This window comes from Mycobacterium angelicum (assembly GCF_002086155.1).
Classification (GTDB): Bacteria; Actinomycetota; Actinomycetes; order Mycobacteriales; family Mycobacteriaceae; genus Mycobacterium; species Mycobacterium angelicum.
Genome location: NZ_MVHE01000001.1, coordinates 12698 through 29665, shown reverse-complemented (window position 1 = coordinate 29665; position 16968 = coordinate 12698). Strand labels below are relative to the sequence as shown.

15 protein-coding genes and 1 pseudogene are annotated in these 16968 nt (G+C 65.4%); 10 read left to right on the top strand and 6 right to left on the bottom strand.

Annotation, left to right across the window (positions count from 1 at the left end; translation table 11 throughout):
- Nucleotides 1–8: 8 nt before the first annotated feature.
- The 4 genes from BST12_RS00155 to BST12_RS00140 all read right to left on the bottom strand — a co-directional run bounded on the left by BST12_RS00155 (nt 9) and on the right by BST12_RS00140 (nt 4851).
- Nucleotides 9–2624 (bottom strand): xanthine dehydrogenase family protein molybdopterin-binding subunit, encoded by a 2616-nt coding sequence (locus BST12_RS00155; protein WP_083110977.1) that lies wholly within the window; start codon nt 2622–2624, stop codon nt 9–11.
- Nucleotides 2617–3108: a (2Fe-2S)-binding protein gene (locus tag BST12_RS00150; protein WP_083110976.1), complete on the bottom strand. Its 492-nt coding sequence runs from the start codon at nt 3106–3108 to the stop codon at nt 2617–2619. The genes BST12_RS00155 and BST12_RS00150 overlap by 8 nt, the downstream gene beginning before the upstream one ends.
- Complete coding sequence (locus BST12_RS00145) at nt 3108–3998, bottom strand: FAD binding domain-containing protein (protein ID WP_083111202.1); 891 nt, start codon at nt 3996–3998, stop codon at nt 3108–3110. The genes BST12_RS00150 and BST12_RS00145 overlap by 1 nt, the downstream gene beginning before the upstream one ends.
- Nucleotides 3999–4059: 61 nt before the next feature.
- Nucleotides 4060–4851 carry a methyltransferase gene (locus tag BST12_RS00140; protein WP_083111201.1) on the bottom strand — a complete coding sequence of 264 codons (792 nt, stop codon included), beginning with the start codon at nt 4849–4851 and terminating at the stop codon, nt 4060–4062.
- A gap of 171 nt (nt 4852–5022) precedes the next feature.
- Here BST12_RS00140 and lipY point away from each other — a divergent pair, with 171 nt between their 5' ends.
- Nucleotides 5023–6207, top strand: a complete 1185-nt coding sequence (lipY, locus tag BST12_RS00135; protein ID WP_083110975.1) for a triacylglycerol lipase LipY — start codon at nt 5023–5025, stop codon at nt 6205–6207.
- A 41-nt stretch (nt 6208–6248) separates the two neighbouring features.
- Here lipY and BST12_RS00130 read toward each other — a convergent pair whose 3' ends face one another.
- Nucleotides 6249–7997 (bottom strand): serine/threonine-protein kinase, encoded by a 1749-nt coding sequence (locus BST12_RS00130; protein WP_083110974.1) that lies wholly within the window; start codon nt 7995–7997, stop codon nt 6249–6251.
- Between BST12_RS00130 and BST12_RS00125 the strand changes: the two genes are divergently transcribed.
- The 6 genes and pseudogenes from BST12_RS00125 to BST12_RS00105 all read left to right on the top strand — a co-directional run bounded on the left by BST12_RS00125 (nt 7905) and on the right by BST12_RS00105 (nt 13487).
- Nucleotides 7905–8882, top strand: coding sequence for a maleylpyruvate isomerase family mycothiol-dependent enzyme (locus BST12_RS00125; RefSeq protein WP_245849981.1), 978 nt, complete (start codon nt 7905–7907; stop codon nt 8880–8882). The genes BST12_RS00130 and BST12_RS00125 overlap by 93 nt on opposite strands.
- A 79-nt stretch (nt 8883–8961) precedes the next feature.
- Nucleotides 8962–9567 carry a TetR/AcrR family transcriptional regulator gene (locus BST12_RS00120; protein WP_083110972.1) on the top strand — a complete coding sequence of 202 codons (606 nt, stop codon included), beginning with the start codon at nt 8962–8964 and terminating at the stop codon, nt 9565–9567.
- Nucleotides 9568–9686: 119 nt separating this feature from the next.
- Nucleotides 9687–10196, top strand: a complete 510-nt coding sequence (locus BST12_RS00115) for a CHAP domain-containing protein (RefSeq protein WP_083110971.1) — start codon at nt 9687–9689, stop codon at nt 10194–10196.
- A gap of 55 nt (nt 10197–10251) precedes the next feature.
- Nucleotides 10252–10977 (top strand): annotated as a pseudogene (locus tag BST12_RS34760) (N-acetylglucosamine kinase); the annotation flags it as partial.
- A gap of 90 nt (nt 10978–11067) precedes the next feature.
- The gene (gene murQ, locus BST12_RS34755) at nt 11068–11976 is read left to right on the top strand and encodes an N-acetylmuramic acid 6-phosphate etherase (RefSeq protein WP_211281183.1); all 909 of its coding nucleotides are present in this window, start codon (nt 11068–11070) and stop codon (nt 11974–11976) included.
- 2 nt (nt 11977–11978) lie between these two features.
- Nucleotides 11979–13487, top strand: a complete 1509-nt coding sequence (locus tag BST12_RS00105) for a serine hydrolase domain-containing protein (RefSeq protein WP_083111199.1) — start codon at nt 11979–11981, stop codon at nt 13485–13487.
- Nucleotides 13488–13493: 6 nt separating this feature from the next.
- On the opposite strand, the gene BST12_RS00100 is transcribed toward BST12_RS00105, so the two are convergent.
- A complete protein-coding gene (locus BST12_RS00100; RefSeq protein ID WP_245849978.1) occupies nt 13494–14207 on the bottom strand; it encodes a M15 family metallopeptidase in 714 nt (237 codons plus the stop codon).
- A 203-nt stretch (nt 14208–14410) separates the two neighbouring features.
- Here BST12_RS00100 and BST12_RS00095 point away from each other — a divergent pair, with 203 nt between their 5' ends.
- From BST12_RS00095 to BST12_RS00085, 3 genes are read left to right on the top strand one after another with little or no spacing between them, the layout of a single operon-like run.
- Nucleotides 14411–14713: an RNA 2'-phosphotransferase gene (locus tag BST12_RS00095; protein ID WP_083110969.1), complete on the top strand. Its 303-nt coding sequence runs from the start codon at nt 14411–14413 to the stop codon at nt 14711–14713.
- Nucleotides 14714–14727: 14 nt separating this feature from the next.
- A complete protein-coding gene (locus tag BST12_RS00090; protein WP_083110968.1) occupies nt 14728–16602 on the top strand; it encodes a hypothetical protein in 1875 nt (624 codons plus the stop codon).
- Nucleotides 16603–16616: 14 nt separating this feature from the next.
- Nucleotides 16617–16907: a hypothetical protein gene (locus tag BST12_RS00085; protein ID WP_083110967.1), complete on the top strand. Its 291-nt coding sequence runs from the start codon at nt 16617–16619 to the stop codon at nt 16905–16907.
- The last annotated feature ends 61 nt before the right edge of the window (nt 16908–16968 follow it).

Sequence of the window (16968 nt, the reverse complement as noted above, 5' to 3'; positions counted from 1 at the left end):
TGGCCGAATTATCGGTCGGTGCGTTCGGGGATGACGCCCGCGAGCTCGAGAACCCTGGTCGGCGGGAGGTGCTGTTCGGTGATCCGGACGTCGAGGTCGGCGAGGGCGTCCTCCACCGCATTGGTGATCGCCGCCGGTGCGCCGATCATGCCCCCTTCGCCGACGCCTCGATAGTTGAAGGCGATGTCCGTCGGCGTCTCCACATGGTGGATCTCGATTTCCGGGATCTCCATCGTGGTCGGGATCAGGTAGTCCATGAACGTCCCCGACCGGGGCTGCCCGTCCTCCCCGTAGGTGGTCTTCTCGTAGAACACGGCACCCACCCCCTGCGCGACGCCACCCCGGATCTGGCCTTCGACGATGGCCGGGTTGATCATCTCGCCGCAGTCCTCCACCACCGCGTAGCGGGGAATCTTCACCTCACCGGTTTCGAGATCGACCTCCACCCAGCACACGTGCGTGGCGTGCGCCCACCCCCCTTGGCCGCCGTCCCAGTCCCGGTGCACCCGGATCGCCTCACCAGGGCCCTTTTGACGGCCCGGTCGGTCGTTGCCGACCACGCCGCCGGTCACGCCCCGCCGCATCGCCTCCTTGGCGACCTCGCGGAAGGTCCGCGACAGTGTGGGGACGCCCGCGACGTGAATCTCGCCGTCTTCGATGACGATGTCGGCCGGCGCTGCCTCCAACAGGTCCGCGGCGATGTCGACGATCTGCTCGCGCAGCGTGTGCGCGGCCAACGCGACCGCGCCGCCCGCCATCGCCGCCGACAGGCTGCCGCCGGTGCCGGAGATGCCGAACGGCGCAAAGTTGGTGTCGCCGTATCTGACTCGGACGGCCTCCACCGCAACGCCGAGTTCGTCGGCGGCCACCTGCGCGAGCGTCGTCTCGTGGCCTTGGCCATGGGGCACCTGCCGGGTGTGCAGCGTGACGCTGCCGTCGGCTTCGAGGACCGCGTGGATCGGCTCGGAGCCGGCGAACGCGGACATGCCCGGCATGACCGCGTCCATGAACCCGGGCGGCCCCGGAGCCGCTTCGATGTAGGTCGCAATCCCGAGGCCGAGGCGACGGCCCTGCTCCCGGGCCGCAGCCTGATGCTCGGTCCAATGCTCGAAGTCGGCGACATCGAGAGCCCTTTGCAGGGTGGTCTTGGCCGACATGCGCACATCGAGGGCCGGACCGGTGACCATCGTCGTCGGCAGCATGTCGGGGCCGACGATGTTGCGCAGCCGGATCTCGGCGCGGCTGATCCCCAACTCGCGGGCTATGACATCGAATAACCGTTCGCGGACCCAGGTCTCAACGGCCCACGGGCCCCGGTAGGCGACATACGTCGGCTTGTTGGACGCGACGATCTCGGTGTCGAACTGCATGGCGTCGAACCGGTACGGACCGGGGAACATCGTCTGGATGAAGCGGCAGAACATGGGCGCCCCATACGGAAGAGCCGGATAGGCGCCCCCATCCATCGTGAGCTTGGCGCGCAGGCCTCGCACCCTCCCGTCGTTCATCACCGCAGCCTCGACGGCGACCTGTTCGTCACGGGCCTGGGCGCCGAGCACAAGGTGCTCGTTGCGGTCCTCGATCCACTTGATCGATCGGCCGAGACGCAGTGCGGCAGCGCACAGGGCGATCTCCTCACGCAGCACCGAAATCTTCGCCCCGAACGCGCCGCCGATGTCGCCCGTCACGACGCGCGGGAGGCGCTCCCTGGGCGTTGCCATCAATCCGAGGAGCGCCCGGTTGAGGTGCACCATCCGCATTGGATCTTTGGCGATCTGGCGCAGCATGATCGGCACCATCGGCCGCGTGTCCGCCAACATCGTCGGGTGGGCGCGAACGAAGTCGCGGACCCCGGCGAAGATGGCCTTCATCTGTTCGCGCTGGCGGAACATGTCGCGCACCGACATCCACACCGGCTGCCGTGCCAGGCACATCGCCATGACCCACTTGAGGACGTGCGCGGCCTGATGGGCCGCGTGCAGCGTCAGATGGCCGCCGGCGTCGATCTCGGCCACCATGCCTCTGGTCTCCATCGGTTGGTTGGCGTGCCGGTGCTGGCGGAAGGTCTCGCGGATCACTCGATCAGCCCCGGCGAACGCCGCATCGACGTCGCCGAACGACTCCGACGCCGCCCAGATGACGTTGCCGTTGGCCTTCGGCCAGATCGCCGGCCGGCTGGGATCGTGGGCGTGCGCCAACGTCGCGATCGGCTCCAGCTCCTCGTAGTCCACCTCGACCAGCTCGGCCGCGTCCTCGGCCACCGCGCGTGACGTGGCTACCACGATGGCAACCGGATCTCCGACCAGACGAACACGGTCGACGGCCAGCGCCCAGTGCCATGGGTCGTACAGGCCCGGCAAGGCGAGCATCCCGATCAGCGGGTTGGTGACCGCAGCGATGTCAGGACCGGTCAAGATCGCGTGCACCCCGGGAACGCCTGCGGCGCGGGTGGTGTCGATACCGCGGATCAGGGCGTGGGGCCATGGGCTCCGGACGAACGCCGCGTGCGCCATGTCCGGGACGACGACGTCGTCGACGTATTGACCGCGCCCGCGGAGCAGACGGCGGTCCTCGACCCGCCGGACGCGGGCGCCGACGAATCGCCCCATGATCTGCTCACGCATCGTTGCCACCTCCGGTGGTCGGCGCCAACTTGGCCACAGCTTCGGCGACGCCCTGGAGGATCGACGCGTATCCCGTGCACCGACACAAGTTTCCGGAGAGCTCTTCTTTGATCTGCGCCGCCGTCGGCGTCGGGTTGTCGGCCAGCAGGCATCGCACCGTCATGAGGAATCCCGGTGCGCAGAAAGCACATTGGAACGCGTGGCGCTCCCACATCGCCTGCTGGATGAGCCCGAGTTCATCACCGTCGCCCAGCGACTCGACAGTCTCGACCACCGCGCCCTCCGCCTGCATCGCCAGCATCAGGCAGGAACGGACGGGCTGACCGTCGACCGCCACTGTGCACGCGCCACAGATACCGTGCTCGCATCCCAGATGCGTGCCGGTGAGCCCAAGGTGGTCGCGAAGCAATTCGGCCAGGGTGGTGCGACCCTCGACCACCGCGCGCTCGTCCCGACCGTTGACCCTGAGGGTGATCTCGCGCATCAGACGCCCACCCGCTGCGTGGCCCGTGCGGCGGCTCGTTTCGTGGCTTCGGCGAGCCCGCGGCGAGTGAGTACGCCCGCAACGTGCGCCCGGTACTCCGACGATGCGTGGTCGTCACCGGGGGGCTCCAATGCACCCGACACAGCCCTCGCTGCCTCCGCAAAGAGCGCGGGGTCGGGCGGGCTGCCATCGAGCAACTGTTCGGCTTCGGCGACACGCACCGGCGTGCTGGCTACCCCGAAGAACGACAACGCCGGTCGCCGCAGCAGCCCGGCGTCATCGATCTCGAGCGTCGTCACCAGCCCGGCCAACGCGAAGTCCCCGTGTCGCCTGCTCACCTCCAGCACCGACCATCCCGCGCGAGGGGCCCACGGCGGGAAGCGCACTCCGACGAGCAACTCGTCCTCGTTCAATGCGGATGACAGGTATCCCTCGAAGAAGTCATCCGCCGCCATCGTCCGCTGTCCTGCTGGGGACCGCACGATCATCTTCGCGCCGACCGCCAGGGCAACTGCCGGCAGCTCGGCCGCCGGATCGGCGTGGGCCAAGCTCCCGCACACCGTCCCCCGACTCCGGATTGCCCGATGACCGACGTACGGCATGGCACCGACGACCGCGGGCGCAGCGGCGGCCAGCACATCTGACCTCTCGACCCGTGCGTGTGTCACGGTGGCGCCGACCGTGACCGCGCCGTCGTCGTCCACCTCGATCGACTGCAAGCCGTGCACCCGGCCGATGTCGATGAGATGCCCGAGGTGGGTCAGCCGAAGGGCGAGAATCGGAAGAAGGCTTTGCCCACCGGCGAGCACCTTGCCGTCCCCGCCGTACGTTTCGAGCAGTGCGACCGCCTGATCGACCGTGTCGGGCCGGTGGTAGTCGAAAGGCGACATCTTCACGGGGAGTCTCCCTTCGACGGCCCTTGGATTTTACGCGTTGTGGGGCGGCAAATCCTCAGATCAGCCCAGGTATCAGGGCTTTGCGCGCGGCGGGGTAATCGGGGAACTTCTCGCGGTACCACTTGTGGGTGGCGAAAGCCCGTGGCACCAGATTTCCTGCCGTGATCAGCAGGATCACAACCCCGGCGAGCGACCAGGTCAGTAGGGCAAATCCGGCCCACGCGATCAGCTCACCCAGGTACGCCGGGCTGGTGACGAACCGGAAGCCGCCGCCGTACGGGATCTTGTAGTCGGTGGCGCCCGGGTTTTTCTTGTCGCGCAGGTTGCGCACGACCGACTCCGACGAGATCAGCAGGAGGAATCCGGCGAGATACACGACCGCGCCGACGAGAAACCGCGGATCGGTCAGCCAACCGATGCCGTACTGATGTTTGTAGTCGTGGCTGAAGAACGAGCCATTGAGGTAGCCGTGCATCGTGGTGACCAGCATTCCGAGGGCGAGCACCACGATGTTGAAGCTGTTGCGTTTGCCCGGAACCTGTCTGATCGACAGTGGGAAGAACCAGCCTCGGTTGCCGTAATGCAGCAGCCAGATGGCCGCAAGCACGAGCGGCACGGCGTCGAATCGACGCGGCCCGGTGAGGTAGCAGACGGCGAACACCACGGTTGCGGGGATCTCCATCAGCCACCAGCCCAGCTTGGGGTTGAGATTCACCCCGCGCGCCGTGGAGCCGAATCGCCCGTAGGGAGTCGCCCGGAACAAGCCGCCGATGATCACGAATCCTGCGAAGGCCAGGGCGAACGTCAAGACACTGTCATAGGTGGTGTTGCCGGTGTACCAGTTCATCGAGCTCCCTTCGCGGTAGAACACCTTCTACCATCACGCGGTCAGCACAGCGAGTAGTTCTTGCAAAACCACAACCTGACGCCCCGGCGTGGGCATAGGCTCCGGGCTGTCCGGCGATCGGTTGGGGCTGGGCAACTCGCAAGATTGCCCTGAGGTAGTGGGAGCGGCGCGGTGTCGTATGTTGTTGCGTTGCCAGAGCTGATGTCCGCGGCGGCCACGGATGTGACTTCGATCGGTTCGATGCTCACAACGGCAAGCCGGGACGCAGCGGGCGCCACGTCTGGGGTATTGGCTGCGGCCCAGGACGAGGTGTCGGTGGCGATCGCTGAGTTGTTCTCCGCTCACGGCAAGGCGTATCACGCTCTCAGCTTGCAGGCGGCGGCCTTTCATGAGCAGTTTGTGCAGACGTTGACTGGCGCGGCGAGTTCATACGCCGCCGCCGAGGCGGCCAACGCTTCGCCATTGGCGGCCTTGGAGCAGGCGGTATTCGGCGTTCAGCAGGAAATTCAGCACATCCCTACGACGCTGGCGACCGGCTTCGATTTTCTGCTTTCGCAACCAGGGTCGCCACTGTTGGCCCAACTCACCGGCGACAACCCGCTGCTGTCGATCGGGCTCAGTAACTCGCCGCCGCGATTGCTGACGTCGCTGCTGGGAGAAACGGTCCAGTACAACACTTATGACGGGATGCGCGTCGTACAGATCACGCCGGCGCATCCCACCGGTGAGTACGTGGTTGCCCTGCACGGTGGCGCCTTCATCTTCGGGCCGTCGATCTTCCACTGGCTCAACTACTCGGTGTCGGCCTACCAGACCGGCGCGACCTACGAAGTGCCGATTTACCCCTTGCTGCAGCAGGGCGGCACAGCCGGAACGGTCGTACCCCAAATGGCCGGCTTCATCTCCTCACAAATCGCTCAGCACGGGTTGCAGAACGTCAGCGTGATCGGCGACTCCGCCGGCGGCAACCTCGCACTCGCGGCCGTCCAGTACATGGTGCAGAACCCCGCGCTCGGCCCCGTCCCCTCATCGATGGTGCTGCTTTCACCCTGGCTGGACCTAACGCATTCCGGTGGACAGATCGGCAAGGTTTGGGCGGGCAATCTTGCCGTGAACGACTATCTGGTCAGCCCGCTTTACGGGTCGCTGACCGGACTTCCGCCGACGTATGTCTACTCGGGCTCGCTGGACGCGCTCGCAACAGAGGCGGCTGCCCTTCAGCAAGCCGCCATAGCCCAGGGGGCCCAGATGAGCTTCGTACTGGGCAACGGCGGAATTCACGACTGGGTTCTGCTCACCCCGGTAGGCCCCCTCTATTGGCCGCAGATCGACCGGGAACTCGGTATCGCGGCCTGACGGATCACAAGCCCGGGCACAAGGGAACCGATCGTGTGCCCTTACCCGACCGCCTGCAGCGTGATGTCGGAGAGTTGCGTGCGGCTCTCGCCGTTGGTGGTGCCCAGGGTAGAGATCCACACCAGCACATTGGACGTCTTGGTGTCGTTGTGCACGGCTATGCGGTTGTGACCCGGCTGCAGTGACGTCGTCGGCGTCAGCTCGGTGGTGTCGGACAATTTCGCTGGAGTTTCGGTCGGCGACGAGCGGATCTGAACTTTGGTTCCGGTGCTGGGCACGTCTAGCGTCACGACGCTCAAGGCCGTCGGCGCGGACAGGTGCAGCAGAAGACCCATTCCCTGAATGAATTTCGGGAAGGGGACGGCGTCGGTGTAGGTGACGGTAGACCATCCCGTGTTCGGGTTGCCGTCGATTGCCAACCGGGCGTCCTGCGGGTTGTCGGGGGCGCCGTCGGGTGAAAACACCGTTGCGCTCACCGGTTTGATCATTGGGCCTGGGCGCGACTGTTGACGGAAGCTGTCGGTAAACCACAGCACCGCGGCGGCGGTCAACGCGATAGCGCCGACGGCGGCCAGGACTGCGATGATCCAGCCCTTTCGGCGTTTCGGCGCCTTGGCTGGCGCCGTTTTAGCAGGTGCTCGGCGGCGCTTCGGCTGAGGTTCAACCGAAAAGTTGATGATCTTGTCGGCATCGAGAGTGTCGCCATCCCAGGCGCCGCTGACCTCGATCTCATCCCCGTCCGCGAGCTGATCCGCTACCAGATCGGTTGGCATTTCTACCGGCACGCGAGCCTGCCCGTTGCCCAGTGGCTCATAGGGGACCACCTGGAACGACAGGATCCCGGCCTCGCCTTGAGCACCGACCGTGCTTTGCTGCACGCCGCGTGCGATCCCGTTGACGACCAGCCGCTCAAGGCGCTGGGTAACCGGACGTTCGTCTGCGCTGAGCTCCCGGGGAGGCTGCTGCGCGAGTGCTCGGGCGAAGTCGGCGCAAGTCGGGTACCGCTGCCTCGGGTCTTTGGCAAGCGCCCTGGCCAGCACGGCATCCAGGTGGGCGAGTTCAGGTCGGCGCTGCGATATCCGCGGGGGTCGCGTATTGAGATGGTGGCTGAGCACGACAGCGCGATTTGGATCTTGAAAAGGTGGTGCACCGGTTAGTAGGTAGAAGGTTGTGGCAGCCAGTGCGTACTGGTCGGCTCGGCCGTCAAGCGGTTTGCCCAACAATTGCTCGGGGGCCACGTAACTGATCGTTCCGATGGCGACGTTGGCCTCGGTGAGGTTGCTGACGTCATCGATTTTGCGGGCGATGCCGAAGTCGGTTAACAAAACCCTGCGGCGGTGGCCGTCGGCCGCGGTCACCAGGATGTTCTCGGGCTTGACGTCGCGATGCAGCAGCCGGCGCTCATGACCGAAGTCCAGCGCATCAGCCACCGCCGTCACGATTTCAGCGACGTCTTGTTCTGCCATGCCGCGGGGATACCGCTCGCGAACCAACCGGCCCGCATCAGTGCCGTCCACGTATTCCATGGAGATCCAGAGCCGGCCGTTGAACTCGCCACGATCGAGCACGCTGACGATATGTGGGTGCCACAGCGTCGCCGCCAATTCGGCTTCGCGATTGAATCGCGCGCGAAACTCCTCGTCGGCTGTTGAGTCCAACGACAAGATCTTCAGTGCGTCGTGGCGAGGCAGACGAGGATGCTGGGCGAGGTAGACCTCACCCGTACCGCCAGTGCCCAGCAGGCGCTCAATGACGTAGCCAGCGAAGACCTCGCCGTTGTTGAACGGCATGCCCGAAAGCCTACAAACCGGCACGGCCGGGTTGCGAATCCGCCGAAGGGGCGCAGCGGTCCCGCCCTTGCCCAACAAACATACAGTATGTATCTTCAGACATACGGTATGTATGTTACGAAGGGTGGATTGACTGCAATGAGTTCCGCGATCAAGGCGATTGAAGTAGGCCGCAAGGACGTCCTGGCACTGTGCGCGAACATGCCCGATGCGCTCTGGGCGCAGGAAAGCGGGTGCCCGGGCTGGTCGGTGCAGGACCTCGTGTCGCACATGGCGTGCAGCTTCTGGTTGGCCGTCGACTCGACCAAGCTGCCCGATCCGGGCGGAATGCCAGCCGAACGCGCAGCAGATCTCTACGTCGCATCCCGCCGCTCGATGACTCCCGAAGAGGTTGTGGCCGACTATGAATCGGTGAGTTTGCGCGGTCTCGAGTTGCTAGCCGCGGTCGAGGGGCAGGACTTCGAAATTCCCCTCGGCGATGTGGGCACCTATCCGGCCTCGCTGTTGCCGACGGCCTTCGCCTTCGAGATTTTCGTCCATGTTCGGTACGATTTGTTCAAGCCGAACGGGCCGCTCACCGCAGAGCCCCCGCCTTGTGACGAGCTGCGGCTTGCCCCGACGCTCGACTGGATTGAGGCGGCACTGCCACAGCAGAATGCGAGCCTGATCGAGGGGATCGCAGACACGGTCGAGATCAACCTCGACGGATTGTGCGCGCGCAAACTGCGCATCGGCAACGGCGCCGACGTCGCCGTTCAAATCACCTCCGATTCCTTGGCTGCCGTGTGGTGGGTGACACAACGCGGCACCTGGGACGAACTCGCAGTCAAGGCCGAAGGGGATCCGTCGGCGCTGGAGGCCGTTCGCAAGTTCAGCGTGTTCTGACAAAACGCGTCGTTGGCCGCTGTTGCCAGTGCCGGTGGGTCGATACCGCATCGGATCGCCGGCAGGTGATGATTGGGCAATGCCGGGCAAGCGCCGCACGCAGGCCGAACGCGCAGCCGAAACACGTGAGGCGCTGATCGCCGCCGCCCGGCCGCTATTCGCATCGCCGGGCTTCGCCGACGTCGCGCTGGAAACGATCGTGCGCGACGCCGGGGTGACGCGTGGCGCGCTCTATCACCATTTCGCCGACAAAACGGAGTTGTTCGCTGCGGTACTGGAAAAGGTCGAAGGGGAGATGGCGACGCGGATGGGCGAGACGATCGCCGCCGCCGGAGAGACCGATCCAGTCGAGATCATGCGGCTGGGCTCGACGTTTTGGCTCGACGCCTGCGCCGACCCTGAGGTGCAGCGCATTGCGTTGATGGACGCGCCCGCGGTACTCGGGTGGGAACGCTGGAGCGAGATCGGCCAGCGCTACAACATTGGGCTGATCACGGGCCTGCTCACCGCTGCGATCGAGTCCGGCAAGATCCCACCGCAGCCGGTAGCGGCCACGGCCTTGACGATGCTGGGCGCATTGCGCGAGGCGACCCTTTACATCGCCCGTGCCGACGATTTCCAGCAAGCGCGCAAAGACGCCGGCGCCGTGATCGACCGGCTGATCGATTCACTGCGCGCCGCCTGAAAGTGCGCGATTCGTAGCCCGGCTTTGGGCGTAGTGAAACGAATGCCGTCCCCCCGCCGATAACAGAAATGTCACGGATTGATACCGCCTTGGCATGGCAACGTCAGGCAGGGGATTAGATGAACGCCACAGTTACCAAAGGGCTTGTCGCGGCCGTTGCCGTGAGCAGCGTGCTCTCGCTTGGAGCCGCGACGGCGACGGGACCCGGCCACGCGGATACCGGAACAAACCCGACCACGGGCCGCACCAGCGACCACAACCCGCTCAGCGGTTACGAGGGCTACTGCACCTGGGGCGCCCAAGAACAGATACACGTGCACGCCGGCTACTACGTCAATGCGCTCAGCGGAAACGCCGAAAACTGGGCTAACCAGGCCAGGGCGGCCGGCTGGACGGTGGTCGACGAAGCCCAGCCCCGCTCGATCGTCGTCTACAGCAGCTCGCTCGTAGGCGGCGTCGGACACGTCGCCTGGGTCGACGCTGTCAACGGTCAGGACATAACGATCACCGAAATGAATTTCGGGCCCGGGGCCACCGCCGCGAACGGCTTCCGCACCACGGGCTTCAACCAATTCGACACGCGCATCGTCAGAGATGTCCCGGGGACGAGCTACATCTTGATCCCCTAAGCGGCAGCAACGTGACGGGCAATCGCACCCGCTGAACCGGCGACCCCGTGAAATTATGGTTTGGGTGATCCTCTCCGTAGACCTGGGCAAGACGTCGTGTCGGGCCGCCCTGGGCGGACGAAGGGTAGTAGGGGCGGGCGCGCCGGGGCTCGCGGCGCCGGGCGGAGTTCGCGCTGCGCAGACGGCAATCTTGTTTGTTGCCAAGCAGTTCGGGCCGGTCGAGGAAGTAATCGTGGGCGCCGCCGGCGCATTGAACGCGCCGGAGGCCGCGCGTGCGCTGGGCGAGGCATTGCTGGCTTCGCTGCGGCTGCAGCGGGTCACGGTGACCAGTGACGCCGTGATCGCTCACGCGGGCGCACTGGACGGAAAGCCGGGCGTCGCGCTGATCGTTGGCACCGGCGTCATAGCGCTTGCGATCGACGCGGACGGCGCGCTGCGTACCGCCGACGGCTGGGGTCCATCGCTGGGTGACGAGGGCGGCGGCTCGTGGATCGGCGCGGCCGGGCTGCGCGCGGCATTGCGGGCTGTCGACGGCCGGGGCGCGCCCACTGCATTGCTGGATGCCGCCCGCACCCGATTTGGCCCGCCGCAAACCTGGCCGGCGCAGCTCACCGATCCGGCCGCGCTCGCGTCGTTCGCGCCCGACGTCCTCGCGGCCTCGGACGACCCCGTGGCAATGGGGATCGTCAACAGTGCGGCCGATTCGCTGGCCGCGACCGCCCGTGCGGTGGGGAACGGCCCGGTGGCGATGGTCGGCGGCCTGGCCGGGGTGAAGGCGCTGCGCGAGCGGATCGACGTCGTTGCGCCCGTCGGCGACGCGCTCGACGGGACGCTGCGGCTCGGCGCCATCCACGAGCCGCACGTGATCCGGTTGAGTGCTCACTCCGATTCCCTAGCCCCACCGAACAGCCTCGACGCGCTTGCCACCGAGGCCGTCCGGCCAGACTTGCATGACCTCGATGCGCGGCCTATCGCAGACGTCGTCGCGCTGCTCGTCGCCGCCGAAGGGGAGGCACACCACGCCGTGGTGGCCGCACTGCCGCAGATCGCGGCGGCGGCCGAAGCGATCGCCGCGCGACTCGAGCGCGGCGGCCGGCTGATCTATGCCGGGGCTGGAACACCCGGCCGGCTCGGTGTGCTCGATGCGGCCGAGTGCGGGCCGACGTTCAGGACCGACATTGTGCGTGGTGTGATCGCCGGCGGCCCGGCGGCGCTGACCGAGGCCATCGAAGGTGCCGAAGACTCTTTCACCCCAACAGATTTCGCCGACCTTACCGCAGCCGACGTGTTAGTCGGGATCACGGCGTCGGGTCGCACGCCCTACGTGCTGGGGGCGCTGCGGCATGCGCGCGCGACTGGTGCGTTGACCGTCGCGATCGTCAACAACTTCGGCAGCGAGGCGCCCGCCGACGTAGTGATCGAGTTGCTCACCGGACCAGAGGTGCTCGCCGGCTCTACGCGGCTGACCGCGGGGACGTCGCAGAAGGTGGTGCTGAACGCGCTCTCGACGAGTGTGATGATCGCGCTCGGCAAGGCCTACGGACCGCGCATGGTCGACGTGCGCGCGACCAACGCCAAGCTGCGCCGCCGCGCGGTGCGGATCGTCCGCGACGCGGCCGGCGTCGACGAGGATGCCGCCACCGCTGCCCTTGCCGCCGCGGGCGGTCACGCCAAGACCGCGATTGTCGCGTTGCTTGCGGGCGTTGACGTCGCCGAGGCGTCCGGCCGGCTCGATCGGGCCCGGGGACGCGTACGGGACGCGCTGGTTAGGCGGACGTGATGATGCGCAGGTGCGTTGCCGTAGGAGCTGTCCTGCTGGCGTGCTGTGTGGCTTGCTCGCATGGCGAGGCGGCGCACACGACCATCGGCGAGACAGCGCCGACGCTTGTCGAAACACCAAGCACCACAACTGTTTCCGAGCCGGCAGAGGAACCCACGCCGCCTGCCTTCGCGGCCGTGTCCAAGCTGATCAACGACGCGATCGCGGCAGAAAAGCTGCCGGGTGCGGTGGTGTTGGTCGGGCATGACGGCGAGATCGCCTTCCATCACGCTTATGGCTCGCGCAGGTTGGCGAGTGAACCGGGGCTAGACGGTTTGCCCGCACCTGCCGAGCCGATGACCGAGGACACGATCTTCGACTTGGCCTCGTTGACGAAGTGCCTCGCCACGGCGACGGCCGTCATGCAGCTTTACGAACAAGGCAAGGTGCGGTTCGACGATCCCGTCCAGCAGTACCTGCCCGACTTCAACATTGCGAATGATCCGCGGCGGGCAAAGGTGACCGTTCGCATGCTGCTTACCCATACTTCGGGCGAGACGGGCGACGTCGAGCTCAGAGACCCGTGGGGACTTGCCCAAGCCGATAGAGCGCAAGGAATTCGTCGTGCGCTTACGACGCCGCTGGAGTCGGGTCCTGGTGAGGTTTTCCGCTACTCCGACATCAACTTCATCCTGCTCGGGGTGCTCGTCGAGAGACTGACCGGCCAAGCCGAGGATGTCTACGTTGCCCAGCATGTGTTCGCGCCGCTTGGCATGGCCGATACCCGCTTCCTTCCGCTGGCGAAAGCCTGTGGGCCGCATGCGGTTAGAGGGGTTGCGATCGGTTGGGTTGCGGCGCCGCGAGGCGGCGTGCCGGCCCCTTGTGCTGAGGGTATGTGGAGCACGGATCTTCTGTCGCGCATCGCCCCGACAGCGCGTGACGAAGAGAACAGAGCCGATCCGAGCAAGAATCCCGACTTCGATCGCCTGCTGCGGGGGACCGTGCACGACATGACGGCGCGACGGATGGGTGGCGTGGCCGGGCATGCCGGCGTGTTCTCGACAGCGCACGATGTCGGTATCTTTGCGCAGGCCCTTCTTGACCGGCTTGCCGGCCGCCCGAGCGAATTTCCGCTGCTGCAAACAACTTTGGCGATGATGACGAGTCCACAGCAGCCGGGGTGCACGGATCGACAAGTGGAAGCAGCGAACAATGCCAGCCGAGATGCGATCGCGAAGAGACTGAATACCTGGGATCCGTTGCTCGCTGCGCGGTATCCCGCGATCGCGGGCCAGAACCTGCGCGGCTTCGGTTGGGATATCGACACCGGCCAGTCCGCCACGCGTGGCATGGTTTTTCCGATCGGCAGTTTCGGACACACCGGCTTCACTGGAACCTCGATTTGGATTGATCCGGGCTCGGATACCTACCTAGTTCTGCTCTCGAACTCGATTCACACGCGGGGCAGTCCACCGATGTCGATTTTGCGCGGCGAGGTTGCGACGGCGACGGCCCGAGCTCTGGGTCTCTAGCGCGGCTCAGGGGCGCTCGAAATGTTGGTAGTCGGGAGTTGTCCAGTAGCCACCCCATTGCCAGCCGTTGTCGGTGAAGGCGTGCTCGGCCGGGTCGCCGGCGTGGATGAGTCCCGGATCGGTGCGGCTGCGGTCCAGGTAGTCCGCGGCGTTATGCGGCTCGAAATACCCTGTGGCATAAAGGCATGGGTTTAGCAGCGTGTTGATATCGATGGCCCGACCGTAGGCGTGTTGGGACCATTCGTTGGTTCCGGGGATGAGGCGGCAGTTGAAGGATGACGTGTTGTTGTCCTCCATGGACAGCTCGTCGTCAGCGTCCGGGTAGTGGTCGACCGTGCGGATCTTGTCGATGGGATACCCCACTCGGCGCAGCTGCTGAAAGATCGCGATGACCTGCGGGGCCAAGTCTTCGTGCACGATCAGATCGCCGCGGTGGGCCTGGCCGTCGAAACCGAGGTAGTCAACATCGACCCGTCGCAGTTGCTCTGGCGGTACCGGACAACCGGGCCGCCAGCTCGGACCGAGTTCGGCGGCGGTCACCGGCTGCACGGTCGCGGCCGCGGGTTGCGGCGGCGCGCTGACTGACGAGGTCGTGGCGGCCGGCGGTGCCGAAGATGGTGTGGCCGCAGGAGGTGGCGGCGCGGACGTGCACTGCACTAGTACAGCGCCCGCTGCGAGCAGTCCCGCCAGCACGGCACCCCGCTGCTTGAAGGACGTCAACTGTGATGAGTCCTCACCGCTTGCTTCCTGCCAGACCGCTGCGATGAGCGGCTTCGCTAGCCAAATCCGTCGCCGACGCTACCGCAGGAAGACTTGGACCCGCTCTGGCGGGAGTCCTGGCCGGCTTGGGTGAAGGGCGCGGTGGCGCCAACCGGGCTAGGCTTGCCCGCGCTGTGCCGCCGATCAGAAAAAGGGGAGCCGTCGTGGCCGATGATTTAGCAGTCGATCTGGCTGCGTTGCACGTGGGCAGTAACCACGTGCTCGACGGGGTCGGCGAGGCGGCTGTGGAGTTCGTTCGTCATGAGGATGGGCTGGCGGATGCGGCGTCGGGTTGGGTTGGGTCCTCGCAGCGGGCGTTAGCGCATCTTGCGGCTCGGTGGGAGGCCCGGCACGGCCAGCACAAGCTTGCGGTGGGCGGGTTGGGGCTGCATGTGGCCGAGGCGATGGTCGAGTACCGCAGCAATGAGGGCGCCTCGTGCGGGGTGCTCGGGTCGGTAGCGGGGTAACCGGTGGGGTCGTTATGGGTGCGTTGAGTCCTGCTGACGTCAAGGGCTGGGGTCTGAGCGCGATCCATTCGGTGTTCCAGACGGCCAGCGGGCGCGCGAGTACGTTGCAGCGGTTGGGAGACAGCCTGGATCAGGCCCACAATGTTCTGGCCGGCTGGCAAGGGGAAGCGGGGGATGCGTTTCGCGCCGGTGTGGGCAAGATTCGTCGTGATGTCGAGTCAGACGGCACGGAATCGCAGCGGGTGGCGACGGCGGTGTCGCATGCCGAGGCCGACGTGCGCGCCTGCAAGCGCGAGCTGGACGATATCGAACGGGCCGCCAGTGCGAAGGGCTGGGCCGTCACGGCGGCCTGGCGAATCGATGTGGGCGACACCTGGGTTGGGCGCGACGCGCTGGAGTTTGCTGCTGAACAGCAGGTATTGCAGGACAGACTCATCGTGTGTGAGGCGCACGCTCACTCCGCCGACCATGAGCTTGCTACCGCCATCGACGCCGCCGTCGGCGACGTCTCGCTAGGTCCGCCTGCGCCAGTTGGTGGGCCGGCCCCGCAAGGCCGTGTGCCCAGGGGTAAGCCCGGGACGTGGCAGGACATGTTGTTACCCGGCGCTCCCGCAGGCGCTAAGCCCGGCGATGCCACGCCGGTGCCCCCAGGCGCCGGTGAGCAACCTTCGCTACGAGACCTTTTGTTGCCTGCCGGTGAGAGTGGTGATCAACTACCTTCCCCTGAGAAGCTGCCGGACCTGTTGAGCTGGTTGGGTCAATCCGCGGTTGCGGGCGCACTGCGGCGTCACTTGAGTGCCGCCGACGTCGAAAGTTTCAAGGCGATGGTTCGCCCCGCCATGATCCGCGACGGTGTGCCCGGGGATCAGATAGAAGCGCGACTCAATGACATCGTGGCCCGCACCCAGCAGTGGATCGACAATGGAATGCCGAACTATGTTCCACCCACACCGGCGCGCCCGCCCGCGCCGGGATTCGCTGAAGGATTCGGTGACCGCTGGTTTGCTACCGAACAGGGCATCAAGAATCTGTTCGGGCAAGGGGGCCCGGGAGCGCCGGGGGTGTTGCAGTCCTGGGAGCAGATGCTCAAGGGCACCGTTGAAGTTGCGCAGAACCCGGCGGGTATGGCGGTCGGGGAAATCAAGGATGCTTTGGAATCGCCGAACCCGGCCTACTACGCGGGCGCCAAGGCCTCCGACGGGGCCTTTGCCTTGCCGGGGATGTTGTTCGGTGGAGAAGGGGCCGGCATCGCACGCGCAGGCGCGTTGGGCGACATTGATGCCGCCGCTGGTCTGTCACCTGACCTGCCGAGCGGACACCTCCCCATAGGTGCGGGCGACCATCCGCCCATTGGACTGGACAATCACCACAATCCGGAGCCCGCTGACCCTCCCGTTCCGGATGGGAACACAAGTCTTGGCCGGTACGCAGTCGACAACGCGGGTCACTATCTGCCGGGGAGCTTGCCGTCTTATGAGCAGCTTCAGGTGATCACTCCGACAGAGCCAAATAGCGCGTACTACTGGTCAGGACGAAACGCGGCGGGCGTTGGAGTTGGTCCTGATGGCTCAGGGATTGCGGAACTTATTGCTCATGGTTCCGGGGGAAGAACATTGGAAATGACACTCGCGGAACACGGGGTTGACCCGCTTCCTGCCTGGAATCGCCATGATCCGGTATCAATAAATTTTTGGGAGGACGCATCGGCAGCATACGCGGAGAATGCGCGCGGTGAAGTTACCGCAATTGTTGGCTCCAGCCTGCGGCCAGGCAATGTTTGGCAGAATATTGAGATACCTCGCTTGATGGAGAATCCAAATGTGACTCGCATCGTGCAGATCGATCCAGATACCGGGCAATCGGTCGTAATTTTTGAGAGAGGTAAATGACGAAATGAGCTATCATGCCCAATAGTGACTTCAGTCTTAGCAATGCCATCGCACTGTACCTGAAGGGTTATCCGGGAAAGAACGATGAAGAATTCCACTTATTCTACGGTTCAGCGAGTGCGGATGCGCAAGAACTGGTGCGGCGAATCCTCAATGAGGCAATGCAAGTCGAACCAGACTGGAATCGCCTTTCTTTGAATGAGGCCGGAGACTACGTCGAATCCGTGATGCATGAACGGCATCCTGAACTTACGGAGGAGGCGCTGGAGGCAATTGGTAATTACTATACCTATCTGATGCGCTGAGGTTCTGACGTCCAAGGTTTGGAAATCGCGATGAAAGCGATAGGACTCTGAATACTAATTT